The organism is Marinococcus salis, from assembly GCF_054971365.1.
In genome coordinates this window covers 16,290-33,471 of sequence record NZ_JBQOJB010000005.1, presented here as the reverse complement: position 1 = coordinate 33,471, position 17,182 = coordinate 16,290, and the positions used below count along the sequence as shown (strand labels likewise).

General features: G+C 50.2%; 16 protein-coding genes. 12 read left to right on the top strand and 4 right to left on the bottom strand.

Annotated features, from left to right (window positions below; translation table 11 throughout):
* Nucleotides 1-42: 42 nt before the first annotated feature.
* The 4 genes from ACTTK6_RS06220 (at nt 43) to ACTTK6_RS06205 (ending at nt 3,790) form a co-directional block, all read left to right on the top strand.
* Nucleotides 43-1,275 (top strand): CynX/NimT family MFS transporter, encoded by a 1,233-nt coding sequence (locus ACTTK6_RS06220; protein WP_094908201.1) that lies wholly within the window; start codon nt 43-45, stop codon nt 1,273-1,275.
* A 110-nt stretch (nt 1,276-1,385) separates the two neighbouring features.
* A complete protein-coding gene (locus ACTTK6_RS06215; protein WP_079475346.1) occupies nt 1,386-2,030 on the top strand; it encodes a DUF4396 domain-containing protein in 645 nt (214 codons plus the stop codon).
* A gap of 115 nt (nt 2,031-2,145) precedes the next feature.
* Nucleotides 2,146-3,066, top strand: a complete 921-nt coding sequence (locus tag ACTTK6_RS06210; RefSeq protein WP_079475347.1) for a DMT family transporter — start codon at nt 2,146-2,148, stop codon at nt 3,064-3,066.
* A gap of 67 nt (nt 3,067-3,133) precedes the next feature.
* On the top strand, nt 3,134-3,790 hold the full coding sequence (locus ACTTK6_RS06205; protein ID WP_462832973.1) for an MOSC domain-containing protein: 657 nt from the start codon (nt 3,134-3,136) through the stop codon (nt 3,788-3,790).
* A 16-nt stretch (nt 3,791-3,806) separates the two neighbouring features.
* Here the strand turns inward: ACTTK6_RS06205 and fdhD are convergent, their stop codons facing one another.
* The 3 genes from fdhD to ACTTK6_RS06190 all read right to left on the bottom strand — a co-directional run bounded on the left by fdhD (nt 3,807) and on the right by ACTTK6_RS06190 (nt 6,827).
* Nucleotides 3,807-4,616, bottom strand: coding sequence for a formate dehydrogenase accessory sulfurtransferase FdhD (fdhD, locus tag ACTTK6_RS06200; RefSeq protein WP_462832972.1), 810 nt, complete (start codon nt 4,614-4,616; stop codon nt 3,807-3,809).
* Between the two features lie 140 nt (nt 4,617-4,756).
* Nucleotides 4,757-6,196, bottom strand: a complete 1,440-nt coding sequence (locus ACTTK6_RS06195) for an alanine/glycine:cation symporter family protein (RefSeq protein ID WP_462832971.1) — start codon at nt 6,194-6,196, stop codon at nt 4,757-4,759.
* Between the two features lie 112 nt (nt 6,197-6,308).
* A complete protein-coding gene (locus tag ACTTK6_RS06190; protein ID WP_094908197.1) occupies nt 6,309-6,827 on the bottom strand; it encodes a sigma-70 family RNA polymerase sigma factor in 519 nt (172 codons plus the stop codon).
* A 157-nt stretch (nt 6,828-6,984) separates the two neighbouring features.
* On the opposite strand from ACTTK6_RS06190, the gene ACTTK6_RS06185 reads away from it, so the two are divergent.
* From ACTTK6_RS06185 to ACTTK6_RS06165, 5 genes are all read left to right on the top strand, one after another.
* The gene (locus tag ACTTK6_RS06185) at nt 6,985-8,103 is read left to right on the top strand and encodes a glycerol dehydrogenase (RefSeq protein WP_079475352.1); all 1,119 of its coding nucleotides are present in this window, start codon (nt 6,985-6,987) and stop codon (nt 8,101-8,103) included.
* A 140-nt stretch (nt 8,104-8,243) separates the two neighbouring features.
* Entirely contained in the window at nt 8,244-9,080 is an 837-nt protein-coding gene (locus tag ACTTK6_RS06180; protein ID WP_079475353.1) for a PRD domain-containing protein, read from the top strand.
* Between the two features lie 207 nt (nt 9,081-9,287).
* On the top strand, nt 9,288-10,727 hold the full coding sequence (locus ACTTK6_RS06175) for a sucrose-specific PTS transporter subunit IIBC (protein WP_462832969.1): 1,440 nt from the start codon (nt 9,288-9,290) through the stop codon (nt 10,725-10,727).
* 10 nt (nt 10,728-10,737) lie between these two features.
* On the top strand, nt 10,738-12,177 hold the full coding sequence (locus tag ACTTK6_RS06170; protein WP_462832968.1) for a glycoside hydrolase family 32 protein: 1,440 nt from the start codon (nt 10,738-10,740) through the stop codon (nt 12,175-12,177).
* Between the two features lie 82 nt (nt 12,178-12,259).
* Nucleotides 12,260-12,859, top strand: a complete 600-nt coding sequence (locus ACTTK6_RS06165) for a short chain dehydrogenase (protein ID WP_079475356.1) — start codon at nt 12,260-12,262, stop codon at nt 12,857-12,859.
* A gap of 45 nt (nt 12,860-12,904) precedes the next feature.
* Here ACTTK6_RS06165 and ACTTK6_RS06160 read toward each other — a convergent pair whose 3' ends face one another.
* Nucleotides 12,905-13,531, bottom strand: a complete 627-nt coding sequence (locus tag ACTTK6_RS06160) for a uracil-DNA glycosylase (protein ID WP_462832967.1) — start codon at nt 13,529-13,531, stop codon at nt 12,905-12,907.
* Nucleotides 13,532-13,635: 104 nt separating this feature from the next.
* On the opposite strand from ACTTK6_RS06160, the gene ACTTK6_RS06155 reads away from it, so the two are divergent.
* From ACTTK6_RS06155 to ACTTK6_RS06145, 3 genes are all read left to right on the top strand, one after another.
* Nucleotides 13,636-14,784, top strand: coding sequence for a M14 family metallopeptidase (locus ACTTK6_RS06155; RefSeq protein WP_462832966.1), 1,149 nt, complete (start codon nt 13,636-13,638; stop codon nt 14,782-14,784).
* A 108-nt stretch (nt 14,785-14,892) separates the two neighbouring features.
* On the top strand, nt 14,893-15,543 hold the full coding sequence (locus ACTTK6_RS06150; protein ID WP_462832965.1) for a LytTR family DNA-binding domain-containing protein: 651 nt from the start codon (nt 14,893-14,895) through the stop codon (nt 15,541-15,543).
* Nucleotides 15,544-15,653: 110 nt separating this feature from the next.
* A complete protein-coding gene (locus ACTTK6_RS06145; protein ID WP_462832964.1) occupies nt 15,654-17,171 on the top strand; it encodes a succinate CoA transferase in 1,518 nt (505 codons plus the stop codon).
* Nucleotides 17,172-17,182: the final 11 nt, after the last annotated feature.

Genomic DNA, 17,182 nt, shown 5'->3' with positions numbered 1-17,182 from the left:
TAAAGTAAATCAATATGAAAAGCGTTCGTAGGAGAGAGAAGTATGCAGAATGAACAAACTGGAGAACGACTGCGAAAGCGGGGCCAGCATTTATCAACAGCGCAGCTTGCCCTTCTGTTTGCCGGTATCATTATGCTCGCAGTCAATCTCAGGCCGGCGCTAACAAGCGTTGGGCCACTCATCCCGTTAATCCGGGAAGATATTTCCCTCACAAGGGGGACGGCGGGGTTAATTACGACTCTGTCGCTGCTGACATTTGCAGCGGTTTCGCCAGCGGCTCCGAAGATCGGGGCGAAGATTGGACACCAGCGGGCTTTAATGGTGGGGGTAGTGGTACTCATTGCGGGTATTGCCATGCGCTATATACCGGAAGCTGTATTTCTGTTTGCCGGGAGCCTGCTTGTAGGAGCGGGCATTGCGATGCTCAACGTGCTCCTGCCCGGGGTTATAAAAGAATCGTTTCCACATAATGTCGGTGTGATGACCAGTATTTATACGACCACGATGGTATTAATGGCTGCAGTCGGGTCAGGGGTCTCAGTACCGCTTGCCTCCGGTGCCGGGCTGGGATGGCAATGGTCGCTTCTGTTCTGGATCGTGCCGGCAATTGCGGCGATGGCCTGCTGGGGTTTTGTGTTGAAAAACCGGCAGCTGCAAATGCCCGGCCGCGTGAAAGCAGTGGAGCGCAGCAAGCCGGAAGGGTCGATCTGGAGGTCCCCGCTTGCCTGGCAGGTCACACTGTTTATGGGTCTGCAGTCCATCGGATTTTATGTGACCATCACCTGGCTGCCGGATATTTTAAATAATCTTGGGAATATGCCGCTTGCAGCTGCAGGCTGGCTTGTAGCATTAATGCAGGTCGCAAGCCTCCCGGCTACATTCTTCACACCAATTCTTGCCGGCAGGTTCCACCACCAACGTGGCATAATTGCTGCGATTGGCGTAGTTGCTGTGCTTGGTCTGCTGCTGCTCATGACAAACACATCGCCGTTTATGCTCACTATTGCGGTGCTGTTTATCGGACTTGCTCAAGGTGGAAGCATCAGCCTGGCGCTCGCACTGTTAAGCATACGTGCTTCGACGCCGCAGCGGGCTGCGGATTTGTCCGGAATGGCCCAGTCAGTAGGTTATTTTATGGCTGCGCTCGGGCCAATCCTCGTAGGCGCTTCCTTTGACGCCTGGGAGACATGGATGCCGGCACTGCTTATTTTGATGATAGTTTCAGTGCTTCAGGTAGTAGCCGGTATGGGCGCCGGCCGGAATAAAGAGGTATAAATAGAGAAGACTTTCCGCCGGGGGAAGTCTTCTTTAATGTATAGGGGAGGTGTAAAATATACGGATACGGGGTATCGCTATTAGTGGAATAAAAAGAAAAGGAGGATACGATGGACACGATTTCTATTATTGCGGTCGTTTCCCTGGCAGCCGCATTTCTTTCTACGGCGATCGTTATTGTAGATGTGCGAAGAAACCCCCAGCCGATGATGGTCATGAATATTGTCTGGCCGCTCACCGTGTTGTACTCCGGGCCGCTCGGCCTGTTTTTCTATTATTATATCGGCCGGAAGGGGCACGGCGACAAGCCGATGTGGCAGTCGACCGTCGCTTCGACCAGCCACTGCGGCGCCGGGTGTGCACTTGGGGATATGGTAGGCATTCCGATTGTCGTAGCGCTTGGCTGGACGATTGCAGGCACGCGACTGTTTGCCGACTATATCGTAGAATTTATCCTCGCCTATACGTTTGGGATTTTCTTTCAGCTGGCATCCATCCTGCCGATGCATGAACACATGAGTAAAAGCCATGCGGTCAAACAGGCCGCCAAGGCGGACACGCTGTCCCTTGTGGCTTACCAGGTCGGCATGTTTGGTTTTATGGCGCTTGTTCATTTTGTGTTCTTTGCTACTCCGCCGAGTCCGGCCGGCCCGACTTTCTGGTTTATGATGCAGATCGCGATGGTGATCGGATTTTTAACCAGCTATCCGGTAAACTGGTGGCTTGTCGACAAAGGCATTAAGCACGCGATGTAAGCAGAAGGCCATATGGTCTTCTGTTTTTTATGCAGATTTTGTTAGTTGGGCTGAGAGGTATGATAAGCTTAATTTGTATAAATAATACAGTAAAGCGCGAAAAGGAGAGAGAATCATGCCGGCACGGTTAGCGTATCTGCTTGTTTTGGCGGGAGCAGCTCTTTGGGGCACGACAGGGCTGTTTGTGCAAAATTTATATACATATGGTTTTACGCCGTGGGAGGTCGTAGGCATTCGCCTGCTTTTTTCGGCGGTTATTATTACCCTGTTTTTAAGTATTGTGGAGAGAAGCCTGCTGCGCATCCGCTGGCAGGATTTGCCGCTGTTCGTCGGCACTGGTATTATCAGCATTGCTTTTTTTAATTTCTTCTTCTTTTCTGTCATGGAGGTGTCCGGAATTTCTCTGGCAGTGGTGATGCTTTACACGGGTCCGTTATTTGTGGCTATTATTGCCAAATTTATTTTCAAGGAAACGCTGACGGCAGGAAAGATAGCGGCACTCGTCATTATGATTACCGGATGCATGTACGCGGTCGGGCTGATCCCGCTCGGATCAGACAGTGTCGCAGCAGCGGCTGTCCTATTTGGCATCGCTTCTGGTTTCTTTTACGCGCTCTACAGCATTTTTGGAAAATTTTTAAGCGGAAGGTATCATCCGCTGACGATTACGACATATTCCATGATCCTTGGCGGCCTGTTTTTACTGCCTACAAGCCGCCTGTGGGAAAAAGCAGAAGCTTTTACAGAGCCGGGAGTATGGTGGAACGGTATCGGGCTTGCGGTAGCAGCGACCACGGTCGCTTACGTAGCATATACAGCCGGCCTGACCCACGTGGAATCCTCGCGTGCATCGATCCTTTCCATCATCGAGCCGGTGGTGGCGATCGTGATCGGCGTAGCTGTTTTCGGGGATTCCTTTACACTCTGGCAGACTTTTGGCATTGTGCTCGTCTTTGCAGCCATTATTGCTACAGTATACGGTGATACGCTGCTTGGCAAATTGCTCGGAAAAACGTCCTTGAACCGTCAGTCATAAATAATAATCAGAGAGCGTATTGGCAGAACGGGTGCCCCCCGGTACACTGGAGAAAAGGAGGGGGCATATGAATATTCGCGTAATGGAATGGTTTACGGGAAGGCCCGAAGACATATCAGCTGAAAAAGAAAAGCCCATATTTTCGGCTATTAATAAAACAAAGCGCCGGGAGGAGTCCCTGTATTTGTCGGAGACAGGCCTGGAAGGGGATGAACAGGGAGATCAGAAAAATCACGGGGGAGCAGAGAAAGCGGTCTGTGTCTATCCGTGGGAGCATTATGCGTACTGGAGCAGGACGCTTGAGGAACCGCTGCCGCACGGCAGTTTTGGGGAAAACCTGACAGTGCAGAGCGGGGTGGAGGAGGACGTAATGGTCGGCGATGTTTTCCGTTGGGGAAAAGCAGTCGTGGAAATAAGCCAGCCCCGGGAGCCCTGCTATAAGATTGCAAAACGCCACGGCATTAAAAAGCTGCCCCTCTACGTTCGGGAAACCGGCTATTCCGGCTACTATCTGCGGGTACGGCAGGCGGGTATCGTGGAAAAAAACCAGCCGCTTCGTCTCGAAGCGAGAACGACATCTTTGAGTGTTGCGGAAGTGAACCGGATCACATACCATTCGGAAGACCCGGGGGAGATTGAAGAAGCGCTGGAGTGTGCAGCTCTATCGGAGGAATGGAAAAGTTCTCTGCATAAAAAGCTGAATAAGTTAAATAATAAGCACTGACCCGTAGGGCCGGTGCTTATTTTGTGACAGGAACGTCAGCGCTGATACGTTCGGCGTGAGCATAAACGTTGAAGGTGGAGCCACGGATAAAACCGACGGCGGTGATATTTAAGTCATCTGCGAGGCGGATCGCAAGGTTGGTCGGAGCGGACTTGGATAAAATAATCCCCATGCCCATTTTAGCTGCCTTTGTCAGTACCTCAGAGCTTAAACGTCCACTGAAAACGAGCACCTTGTCGCGCACCTGGATGCCGTTCATTAAACAGTATCCGTACAGCTTATCGAGAGCGTTATGACGGCCGATATCAGAGCGGTCAACGATAATGCCGTCTGTATCGCAGATGGCAGCGTTATGAACGCCGCCGGTATTTTTAAATACGAGACTGTTATCCTGCATCTCCTTCATAAATCCGAGGCACTGCTCCGGTGTCAGCGTGCGTTTCGTAACAGCTGTTTTAGCTGTCTGGACGTCGCTCTGAAAATAAAACTGGCGGCTTTTTCCGCAACAGGAGCCGATCACGCGTTTTGAGTAAAAAGAAGCTTCCTTGACCCGGTTGGAATTGATGGAAACGTAAGCAAAGCCTAGATCATCGTCGAGCGAAATTGATTCAATTTCCCGGCGGAATAAAATAACGCCCTCGGATGCGAGGAATCCAACAACAAGTTCTTCAACATGCGTGGGAGTGCATACAAGCGTTGCGAATTCTTCCTCGTTTACGACAATCGTCATTGGTTTTTCCAGGGCCACCTGGTCTTCTGCGGCATAAAGGCCCTGTTCAGGTGAATAGGAGACGATGGGCTGAATGGCGGTGGAGCGGTCCGGCATAGTGGGACTCCTTTCAAAATCCGTGCCCGGCACGGGAGTGTAATTGTACTTTTATCTTATCATGAGAAGCGGCTGAGATAGAAAAAAATGCACAAAAAGCCTGCATCCTCTAAAGGAAATGCAGGCCGGATATTGCGTAATTATCGTTTTTTGCCCCAGGCTTTTAAGTTTTTCAATCCCGGGATACTGTCGTTGTAAAATACTGGATCGATGCCTTGTTTGCGCTGATCCAGGTAGTTTTTGAGTGCGGCAGCAGCTATGTGGCCGAGCAGTGCAATCGCAATTAAGTTGACGACCGCCATTAAGCCCATAAACAGATCTGCCATGGCCCATACAAGCTCGAGGCCGCTTGCTGCTCCAAGAAGAACAAACAGCAGGAAACAGACACGGAAAATTTGGACGTAAATGCGCTTTGGAGAGATAAACTCCACGTTTACTTCGCCGTAGTAATAATTCCCGAGAAGGGAGCTGAAGGCAAAAAAGAAAATAGCAAGGGAGACGAAGGTTTGTGCCCAGCCGCCCAGATGGAAGGCAAGAGCATCCTGAGTCAGCTGTATCCCTTCAATATTTGCCCCGGCGTCCGCATACGTACCAGAAAGCAGAATAATAAATGCTGTCGCGCTGCATATAATCAGCGTGTCTGTGAGAACCCCAAGGGACTGGACGAGCCCCTGTTTGACCGGGTGGCTAACGTAAGCAGTGGCTGCTGCGTTCGGCGCGCTACCCATACCGGCTTCGTTGGAAAAGAGGCCGCGCTGAATGCCGAGCATGAGAGCGCCCCCAATAGTACCGCCGGCGACTTCACGAATCCCGAAGGCCTGGCCGAAAATAAGCCCAAATACCTGTGGGACATCTGCAATGTTAATGATCATAATGACAACGGCCGCAATAACGTAAAGCGAAGCAAAAATTGGAACGATAATTTCAGCTACTACAGCAATACGACGAATGCCGCCATAAATAATGACACCAATCAAAAGCATAATGGCAATCCCGACGTAAACTGATGGGATATTATAAGCACCATTGAACGCCTGGGCGATCGTGTTAGTCTGTACGCCGTTGAAAATAAATCCAAAACAGAGCGTAATCAAAACAGCGAAGACAATGCCGAGCCAGCGGGCATTCAACGCCTGTTCCATGTAATAGGCCGGACCGCCGCGGAACCCGTCCTTATCCTTTACTTTATACATTTGTGCAAGCGTGCTTTCCACGAATCCGGTAGCGGCACCGATAATAGCGATGACCCACATCCAGAAAATGGCGCCCGGTCCGCCGGCACTGATGGCAAGGGCCACCCCGGCGAGGTTTCCGGTGCCGACACGGGCAGAGGTACTGATCGCAAATGCCTGAAAAGCACTCGTGCCCTTTCTGTCTTTAAAGCCGGAACGGTCGGTTCCTTCCTTGAATAAAAGCACGAACATTTCTTTAAGCATCCGGAACTGGACAAAGCCGGTGCGGATGGTAAAATAAACGCCTAAAATAAGTAAAAGTGCGATTAACAAATAACTCCAGATAACGTCACTGAGAGAGCCTACAAGGTTATAAAACCATGTATCAGTTGTTAACCAATTTCCCATATGTATCCTCCTTCAAGTAAGGTTGTATCTATTATACATTTTTCAGGGCCTGTCCGACACTGTTTTCAAGGAATTCCTGTAAATAGAGATAAGAACAAACAAGATTTACTTATCAAGGGAAGCTACGAATGGTTTCGAGCTGAGTTTTCAGGATGCGGAGAGATTTTTGTTTAATTTTCGAAACGGCCTGCTGGGATATGCTCATTGCCCTGGCTGTTTCTGTTATTGTACGGCCTTCAATAAATAAGGCGTATAATACGGCTTGTTCCTTTTCCGGCCTCTGCTGAATAATGTCATAAAGCTCCGGATTTTCAATATGGCCGGCAAGCTCCCGTGAACGGCTGCGGTACTGGTCTGTGAAAGAAACAGCTGGAAGAGGTGTGGCGGACGCTTCCTCATCGTTATCTACAGCCAGCGGAAACCGCTCCCGGTGCTTTCTCTCCCGTTTATCATAGTGCACGGCCGCCCAGTAAATCGTTTTCTGCATGAAGACCCGCTTTTTAACATCCAGAAAAAAGTCGCGGAATGCCTCGTCGAGTTGATGTGTGTCGCCGTTACTCCACAGGTATTGATGGTCAGGGGAGTCAAAAAAATGCTGAATGAGCTTTTGCTGATGAAATGCTATTGTCAATGCGCATACCTCCTTGTAGATCGTATGTACAAAAGGCAGTTAATGTAAAAAATGACAACCTTTAATCGAACATAAGTTCTTAAATATTGATGCGTAAAATAACGCGTATTAGGGAAGACAACGAGTGAATAAAAAATTAAAACTGGAGGAATCCAAAATGGGAAATAAAGTATTTATCAGTCCAAATAAATACGTGCAGGGCGTCGACGTAGTCGATGAAGTAGGCTCCTATGTAAAAGGAATGGGCAGTAAAGCAGTTGTTATTGCAGATGAATTTGTATGGGATCTGGCTGGTAACCGTGTGGTGGAAAGCCTCAAGCAACAAAGCATCGACGCTGTAAACATTACCTTTAACGGTGAAGCGTCCACTGGGGAAATCAACCGGATTACTGAGGAAGCCAAATCGGCTGGGGCAGAAATGATCGTTGCTGTCGGCGGCGGCAAAACGCTCGACACGGCCAAAGGGGTGCGCGACCAGATTCCGGATGCTTACTGCGTCATTGTTCCGACGACGGCTTCTACCGATGCTCCGACGAGCGCCCTTTCTGTCATTTACTCGGATGAAGGCGTATTTGAATCGTACCGCTTTTACTCAAAAAATCCGGATTTGATTGTAATGGATTCCAAAATCATTGCCGGCGCACCCCCTCGTTTTCTCGCCTCCGGTATAGCGGACGCGATGGCTACATGGGTGGAAGCGCGCATGGCTATTCAGGCAAACGCCAATGCCATGTCCGGTGGGCTTTCCACGATTGCCGGCGCAGCAATCGCAGAAAAATGTGAAGAAACGCTGTTTCAGTATGGACTTCTTGCATATGAATCCAACAAAAGACAGATTGTTACCCATGCCCTTGAGCAGATTGTTGAAGCAAATACGCTGTTGAGCGGCCTTGGTTTTGAAAGCGGGGGCCTTGCGCTTGCGCATGCGATTCACAATGGATTTACCGTTCTCGACGGAGAGGTGCATCATATGACGCACGGGGAAAAGGTAGCCTTTGGCACCCTGAGCCAGCTGACCCTTGAGAACCGTTCGAAAGAAGAGTTTGAAAAGTATGTGGATCTGTATTACCAACTGGAGCTGCCGATTACGCTTGAGGATCTGCACCTCGGAGATGCCTCGGAGGATGAATTAATGAAAGTGGCGGAAGCGGCTTTAACTGAAGGGGAAAGCAGCCACAATATGCCGTTTGCGCTAACGCCTTATGACGTTGTAAGCGCCATGCAGGCAGCCGACCAATACGCGAAAGCGTACAAAAAAGAGCACGGCTTAAAATAAATGTATCTGCATAGTCCTAAAAGCCGCCGGGTTATACGTCCGGCGGCTTTTTGTGTTAACTTTTCCGGGAAAGACGTATGTCCCCCGCGTGAAATCTCGGCCGGAGGGTGATATAGTATCGAAGGAAAGGAGGCCGGTGCATGAAGATCCTGCGTGTACTGAACAACAATGCGGTAGTCGTCCATCACGGTGACCGGGAGAAGATCATTTTCGGTCCGGGGATTGGATTTCAAAAAGGCAAAAATGATCCCGTTAATCAAAAGAAGATTGAAAAGATTTTCAGTATGGAAGAAGAGACGCCAAAATTTGAGCAGCTTTTGAAGACTCTGCCAATTGAAGTTATTGAAGTTGGGGAAGAAATTATCAGCTACGCGGAAGGGGTAATGCATCTGCCGCTCAGTGACCATATTCATATTTCCATCATTGATCACCTGGCGTTTGCACTCGAGCGTATTAAGCAAGGGTTTACTATAGAAAATAAGCTCCTCCATGAAATTAAGGCTCTTTATCAGGAAGAATACAGCATCGGTGTCTGGGCCATTCAGAAGATCAAAAAAGATCTGGGAGTCGAGCTGCCGGAGGATGAAGCAGGGCACATTGCGCTGCATCTGCATACGGCGAAGCTGCAGACCGGATCGATGGAGGAGACGATGCACAGAACCTCACTGATCCAGGAGCTGATTCAAATTGTAGAAGACCGTGCCGGACTCGAGCTTGCGGATCGGGGTATGTCGTATCACCGGCTCGTCGTTCATTTAAACTTCGCACTCTCAAGAGCAGAGGACGGCAAAGTGTTTGATGATATGGATCCCGAAATGCTCGAGCTGATCCAGACGAAATATGAAAAAGCCTATGCTGTTGCATACGAGCTGGCTGATTACGTTAAACAAGAGGCGGGACTGCCGTTTCCTCTGCCGGAAATCGGCTATATTGCGCTTCATATTCAGCGAATTTTATCGAACCAGTCGATTTCATAGAAATGAAAAGAAAGCGTTGACATGAATCTTTTCTTTTTGTATACTTTCTGTACATTACACATATCGGGAGTTGTTACTGCTACGGGCAGGCAAGACCCAAAATGAGAACAGGACACGTGTATCCTAGGCACACGTTGACCCTTCTCGTTTTGGGTCTTTTTTATGTCTAAAAACAGCTTCCGTTAGTTTAGCGGAGGGAGTTTCCTGATGGATCATAAACAAATAGCAAAAGAACTGGTACCGCTCCTTGGCGGAAAAGATAATATTATCAGTGCCAGCCACTGCGCCACGAGGCTCCGGCTGGTTATTGACGATGAGAGCAAAATCAATAAGCAGGAAATTGAAGATCTGGAGGGCGTAAAAGGAGCCTTTTCAAGCTCCGGCCAATTTCAGATTATCTTTGGGACCGGCACGGTTAATAAGGTATTTCAGCCATTTGCCGAAGAAATTGGCCTTGATGACGAGTCCGCAGAGCATAAACAAAAGCAAATGGATCATAATGAAGCTGTAAAAAAGAAAATGAATCCGGTCTCACGATTTGCGAAAGTACTTTCCAATATTTTTGTACCAATTATTCCGGCGATTGTCGCCGCTGGCATGCTGATGGGCCTTTTAAATCTTATGAACCGATTCGGGTGGGCGGATGGAGACAGTTCCCTATACATTCTGCTTGATATGTTTTCCTCAGCTGCCTTTATTATTCTACCGATTTTGATCGGCTACAGCGCTGCACGTGAATTCGGCGGGAATACGTATTTAGGAGCTGTGGTCGGCGGGATTATGACCCACCCGACTCTTTTGAATCCGTGGGGACTTCAGGAAGGCGGCGTCGAGCCGGAAATGCTCAATTTTGCGGGCATGAATATCGAGCTGCTTGGCTATCAGGGAACGGTTATACCAGTGCTCCTGACGGTGTACGTGATGTGCTGGCTCGAAAGGCTGTTCCGCAAGGTTGTTCCGAATATGGTCGACCTGCTTGTGACACCTTTTTTAACAATCATGACCACCGGCTTTGTAGCATTGATGGTCGTCGGTCCGGTTGGCCGTCTGCTCGGTGAAGGTGTAACCACGTCGCTGTCGTTTTTATATGATTCTGGTGCCGGTTTTGCCGGTCTCGTGTTTGGCGGCCTGTATTCGCTCATCGTTTTAACCGGCGTGCACCACAGCTTTCACGCGATCGAAGCAGAAATTCTCGGCCAGGTCGGCTTTAACTACCTCCTCCCTATATGGGCGATGGCTAACGTCGCCCAAGGCGGAGCCGGTCTTGCCGTATGGGTGAAGACGAAGAGCAAAAAAATGAAGGAAATTGCTGGTCCGTCAGCATTCGCGGCCTTTCTGGGCATCACGGAGCCGGTCATCTTCGGGGTTAACCTCCGCTACCGCCGTCCGTTTATCGGTGCTGCAATTGGTGGCGCTCTTGGTGGTGCGTACGTGACGATTACAAACGTTACAGCAAACGGTATCGGGGTGACCGGGCTTCCAATGTTTGCGATCGCAAATGACCCAATTAACTATGCCATCGGTATATTGGTTGCTGTGGGCGGCGCGTTTACAGCAGCGTGGCTGCTCGGCTGGCAGGAAGAAGAACAGCAGCCGAAGAAAGAAGAGACAAAAACAGAAAAAGACAGTGAAGAAAAAGCTGTATAGGGAGGAAGCAATGAAAGAGGAGCACGCTCTTCGAAAAGAAGCAGACCAAATAGTGCAAACGGTCGAAGCGGCAGGTCCCTTTCGACAGCAGTTTCACCTGATGCCTCCAGCAGGCTTAATGAATGATCCGAATGGACTTGTGCAGTGGCAGGGAGTGAATCATGTGTTTTACCAGTGGATGCCGTTTCATACCGGTCACGGCAGCAAATGGTGGGGACACGCGGTGACCCGGGATTGGGTTCATTGGGAGCTTCTGCCCCCAGCGCTCGCACCGGTATATGATTTTGAAAAAAACGGCTGCTATTCCGGCAGCGCGGTAGCACATGAGGGTTTTCTATACTTGTTTTATACCGGAAACGTCAAGGATGAACACGGGAACCGGACGAGCTACCAGTGTCTTGCGGTTTCAAGCGACGGAGTGGAGTTTGAAAAGCACGGTCCGGTGATTTATCAGCCGGAAGGCTATACCGCTCACGTCCGCGATCCAAAAGTATGGTTTGAAGCCGGAGTGTGGTGGCTTGTAATCGGTGCCCAGCGTCTTGACCTGGAAGGACAGGTGCTGCTTTACCGCTCGAGGGACCTGCGGGAATGGGAGTTTCTCGGGCCGCTAGCCGGAAAGGACGTTACGCTGAGTGCTTCCTTTGGCTATATGTGGGAATGCCCGGACTTTTTCGAGCTGGGTGGCTCCCGGGTGCTGCTTGTGTCTCCACAGGGACTTGAAGCAGAAGCGTACCGGTACCAGAATCAGTATCAGACCGGCATTTTTACCGGTGAATTCGCCCCGGAAGCGGGCACATTTTCCCACGGGGAGTTTCGTGAAATTGACCTGGGCTTTGAATTTTACGCCCCGCAGTCGTTTCTGGATGAGCAGGGCCGGCGTCTGCTGATTGGCTGGATGGGCGTCCCGGACCAGCAGGAACAGGCGCATCCGACGATTGCCGATGGCTGGGTTCACTGTCTGACGGTCCCCCGGGAGCTGACGATGCAAAACGGACATCTGTACCAGCAGCCGATTGAAGAGTGCCGGCAGCTGCGCAGGAGGAACGCCTCGGCGGTCGTTGCTGTAAATGATGAGGCGTTGGTATGGCAGTCGTGGGATGCCCCAGTAGCAGAAATTTATCTGGAAGTGGAGAAAGATAAAAGCTGGACCGTCTCCTGGCGCCGTTATTTTCATATTTCCTATGACGCCGATGATCAGACGCTTACCTTTGAACGGCCGGATTTGGTCACTGGCGGGTCGGTGCGCCGAACCAGCCGGGTAAACGGTGTGCGTTCGCTTCGCTGCCTGTTTGACTGCTCTTCTGCAGAAGTTTTCGTAAATGACGGGGAATACGTTTCTACCTCCCGCCTGTTTCCGGAGCAGGAAGAAGGAGAGCTTCAATTTTCAGCAGAACAGCCGGCTGTTTTTCATGTCGATGCGTGGGAGCTTCATTCTCTGCAATGGGCATGATGGAACGTGCTGGTGTTTGTAAGCCGGAAAAAAGAGGAACAATATAGCGTAGAGAATTTTGCAAACAGAAAGGAAGATTTTCATGCGCATATTATTAGTTGGAGCTTCAGGCACGATCGGAAGTGCGGTATATGAACGCTTAAAGGATGACCACGACATTCTTTGTGCCGGGAGAAACGGAAGAGACGTGCAGGTGGATATTACAGATGAAGAAAGTATCCGTCAAATGTATGAATCTACCGGCCGTGTGGACGCAGTTATTACGGCCTCCGGGAGCGCCGGTTTTGCTCCGCTCACCGAGCTCACTCCGGAAAAGAACCAGACGGCCATCAACAGTAAAATGAAGGGCCAGATCAACCTGGTGCTGCTCGGTATTCCATATGTAAACGACGGCGGCAGCTTCACGCTTACATCCGGAATCATGATGGATGACCCGATCCCTCAGGGGACTTCCGCTGCGATGGCAAATGGCGCCGTGAAAGGCTTTGTCACCTCTGCAGCCATTGAGCTGCCAAGAGACATCCGTATTAACAACATCAGTCCGAACCTGCTGGCCGAATCGGCAGATAAGCTTGGCAGCTTTTTCCGCGGTTTCGATCCCGTACCGGGAGATAAGGTTTCCCTGGCATATCAAAAAAGTGTCGAAGGGCAGCAGACCGGCCAGACATACGAAGTCTATTAATGCAAAGCTCCGGAACACAGGCAAATGTCTGTACTCCGGAGCTTTTTAGATATGAAGCGCATGGGCGGCGAGCGTGTTCAGGTATTCCTTCATCGTTTGCTCGAGGCTGCGGTTATACAAAATCGCGGCTGGGTGGTAAATCGGAAAAATATTATAGTTTCTGGCAGTCCAAATGTACGCTTCGTTCGCTTCCTCCCACTGTCGGATCGGATGCGTCTGTATTCTGCCAGTAACGTCACCCAGTCTGGGGCTGGTCCCAAGAAGCCGCCAGTAAGCGATTTTTCCCATCGGCACGATCCACTGCGGCTGCACCCGGTTTATTTCGTAATCCAATACGGGCGCGTGGGCGAGGATTTCCTTCTGGTTCGGGGTCCGGTTGTATTTCCGGCGCACACCGGCCCTGGTCTGTCCCCATTTATAGGGGCGGCTGCGCACGGCACTGGTGACATAAATGTCTTCTCGTTTGATGTTCAAATCGTCGAGATACGAGTCGAAAATGACTCCTGCTCTGCCGCTGAAGGGAATGCCATTGTGAATTTCAGTTTCGCCCGGGGCTTCCCCAACAAACATGATCGTGGCATCGGCCGGCCCGGCGCCCGGCAGAAACCCTTCACAATCGAAAGGTTCAATCCGTTCGTTGGCTAGGTGTACTAAAGAAGAAGGCAGCTGCATAATTATCATCCTTTTTGTAGTTTCTTTTTGCCGCTAATAGGTTTGTACCCGAAATGGCGAGGAATAATGAGCGTAAGAGTAATTTTGATGAAGGAGGAAGCAATATGAAACCGTCAGATCAATACTTTTTCCCGACCTACGAGGAAGCAAGAAGAGCCTTCCGGAAAAGAAGCACCGACGTAGCGGCGGTCTGGCCTGAGGCTTCGCTGACCCAGTACGCTGTTGGAAAACCGGAAAACAATAACACCACCGATATTATTGCAGCGGACGCCAAATACCATTCAAACACGCTGATTGTAGTCACCACCGGCGTACACGGAATTGAAGGATATGCAGGGTCGGCGCTTCTGCAGCTGTTTATCGATGAATATCTGACGCAGCTGAATCCAAATACGACTGGCCTACGGCTCGTTCATGCGGTAAATCCGTGGGGAATGAAAAACCGGCGGCGGGTGAGTGAAAACAATGTTGACCTGAATCGTAATTTTATCAAAGACTGGAACAGCGTACCTGCTTCATTGAACGAACGGTTTGAAAAAGAAAAAAAGCACTTTTTGCCGGAGGGGCCAGTGAAAAGCTGGAAAAAACAGCGGAAAAATCTTTTGGGAGCACTTGGGGCAAAGGTGTTTAAACGCGGCGTATCCGGGTTGGAAAAAGCAGCAACGATGGGACAGTATCAGTATCCGACCGGTATTTTTTACGGCGGCGCAGCTCATGAAGAGCCGGTGGAAAAGCTTCTGGCGCACATGGATGAATGGGTAAAGGAGTACGAAACGGTCGTCCATATTGATATTCATACCGGACTTGGTCCTGCCGAACAGCTGTGGCTGCAGGTACCGCATTCAGATCCAAGGAAAGAAAAGCAGCTCCGAAAGCAGTTCGGCCATCCGGAGGTCAACGACGTGCAAAAGACAGACGTACGGGAAATTAAAGGCGAGGATGCAGAATACGTGAAGGACGTCTACAGCCGGAAGCATCCGGACAAGTACATCTTCTCCTGTCTGCTCGAGTTTGGCACGATCGGCAACCGGCTGCCTGACCAGATGAGGGCGCTCGATATAGTGGTACATGAAAACCAGTATTACTGGTACGGAGCAAAGAAAGAAAAAGATGCTAAAGAGCTGCAGAAGGAATTTCATCAGCTGTTCGACCCGCCTGAGGAAAGCTGGAGACAGGCCGTGCTGAAGAAGGGCAAGGCCGGTTTCAATCTTGTGCTTGAAAAAGAAGCGGGCGTGCAAATCGTTAAAAAATAACCTTGGCATAGAAGTAGAGCATGCAGCGTATTCGAAAACAGAATCATTTGCGGCAGCAGCCGGCTGTATAATATAAGAAGGGAATTTTTAAACAAAAGGAGGAAAAGTATGGATCAATCATCTATTGCGCCGTTGATCGACAGCTTTAAAGAATTATTCCCGAAGGAGACCTCATTCGCTGCTGCAAGTACAGATGCGTTCATTTACTATAAGCCGAGCCGGTCGGTCGACCTGTCAATTACCCCGGGCGACAGGGTGGTACAGGATACGGTCAGCTACCATTCTTTGGCCAGCAAGAAGAAAACGTCCCGGCACGTGAGCAGACACGTCTTCGGTATCCCTTACTACGGAACGTCGGTGCCAATTATTCAAAAAAATGAACTTGTCGGCTGTCTGACCGCAATTACCGTGCCCGGCGAAGCTCCGGAAGAGCTTAAAATATTAACGATGGAGCATGAAAATGGCTGGAAACCTGTTCCCTACAGCGACGTTTCTTACATGGAAGCATACGAACGGAAAACGTGGATGCAGACGAGTGCAGGAAGGGGCACAAACAAATTCACGCTGCATCAGCTGGAATGGCTGCTGCCGGAGGATACATTCATCCGCTGCCACCGTTCATTTATCGTGAATATAAACAAAATCCGGGACATTCAGCCGGATTCGCATTCCACCTTTATGCTCATTATGGATGAAGGGTCCCGGGTGCCGGTTGGCCAGACGTATGCGAGCACCTTCCGGTGGCGGCTGCAATTCTGATTCATCCGCAAATATGCTGGTTTATTCATGAATACCGGTCGTTTGTGCATAATTGAAAGAATCTTATGACACATCCTGCTACGCTGTACAAAAAGAAATGAGGGTTTACCGTGAACAATAAACTCCAGCAGATGCTCCGGCACAACGGTTTAAAGGAACGCATCGTGGACAGTGAAACAGCAGCAGGATGGATCAAGGACGGAATGACTGTGGGCCTGAGCGGTTTTACACGAGCAGGAGACGTGAAAGCTATGCCCGGGGCTCTCGTAGAAAAAGCGAAGCAGGAAGAGTTCTGTCTTGACGTTTATACCGGGGCTTCGCTTGGTTCGGATACTGACCAGATCATGACTGATGCCGGCATTGTTTGTAAGCGATTACCTTTTCAGGTGGACCAGCGGATGCGGGAAGAGATCAACCAGGGAAATATTTCGTTTATTGACCAGCATCTGTCCCACACGGCAGAAAGTGTAAGGAACGGGTCGCTCAACCGTATTGATGCAGCGATCATAGAAGCAGTGGCAATCACCGAAGAAGGATGGATCGTGCCTTCCACCTCGGTAGGCAATTCGGCAGTTTTTGCAGAAGAGGCTGATATGATTATTGTGGAACTGAACATGGCCCAGCCTGCCGATCTGGAAGGGATGCACGACATCTACCATATGGGCCGGCAGGGAGAAAGAGGGCCGATCCCGTTAAGGGACGTAGAGGACCGTATTGGCACTACCGCCATTCCAGTTAATCCGGAAAAAATCCAGGGGATTATCGTCACGAAGGAGCTGGATTCACCGTCGACCGTTACAAGCCCGGATGAAACAACAAAGGCGATGGCCGGACACCTGATCGATTTCTTGAAAAATGAATACGCTCACGGAAATGCTGAAAAAGAGCTCCCTCCGCTGCAGTCCGGCATCGGCACAGTAGCGAACGCTGTGTTTCACGGGCTATTGGATTCGGAATTCACGAATCTGGAGGTGTACTCCGAGGTGCTCCAGGACGCCGTGTTCGATTTGATGGACGCCGGCAAAGTCCGGTTTGCGTCAGGCTGTTCGATTACTCTTTCCGGAGAGAAAATGAACGAAGTTTTTCCAAAGCTTGAAGACTACCGGGATCAGCTGGTCCTGCGTCCGCAGGAACTATCCAATCACCCGGAAATCATCCGGCGCCTCGGCCTGATTTCCATTAATACGGCCCTCGAAGCAGACATCTACGGCAATGTTAATTCCACTCACGTAAATGGCACAAATATGATGAATGGCATTGGCGGCTCCGGAGACTTCGCCCGCAACGCCCGCACAGCCATTTTCGTAACTAAATCAATTGCCAAAAACGGTGACATTTCCAGCGTGGTGCCGTTTGTCTCCCATGTGGATCATACGGAGCACGACGTTGATATTCTAGTGACAGAGCAGGGCTATGCCGACCTCCGGGGGCTTGCGCCGCGGGAGAGAGCTGCAGAAATTATTCAGCAATGTGTGCATCCGCTGTATAAGGAGCAGTTGTGGAGTTATTTTCAGCGCGCCTGTGAGGAAGCCGGCGGCCAGACACCGCATCTTCTGGAAGAAGCCCTCACCTGGCACGTACAGATGCAGAAGGAAGGGACAATGCGGGAAGCTGCGACGAAAATCTAGAGTCAGAAAGC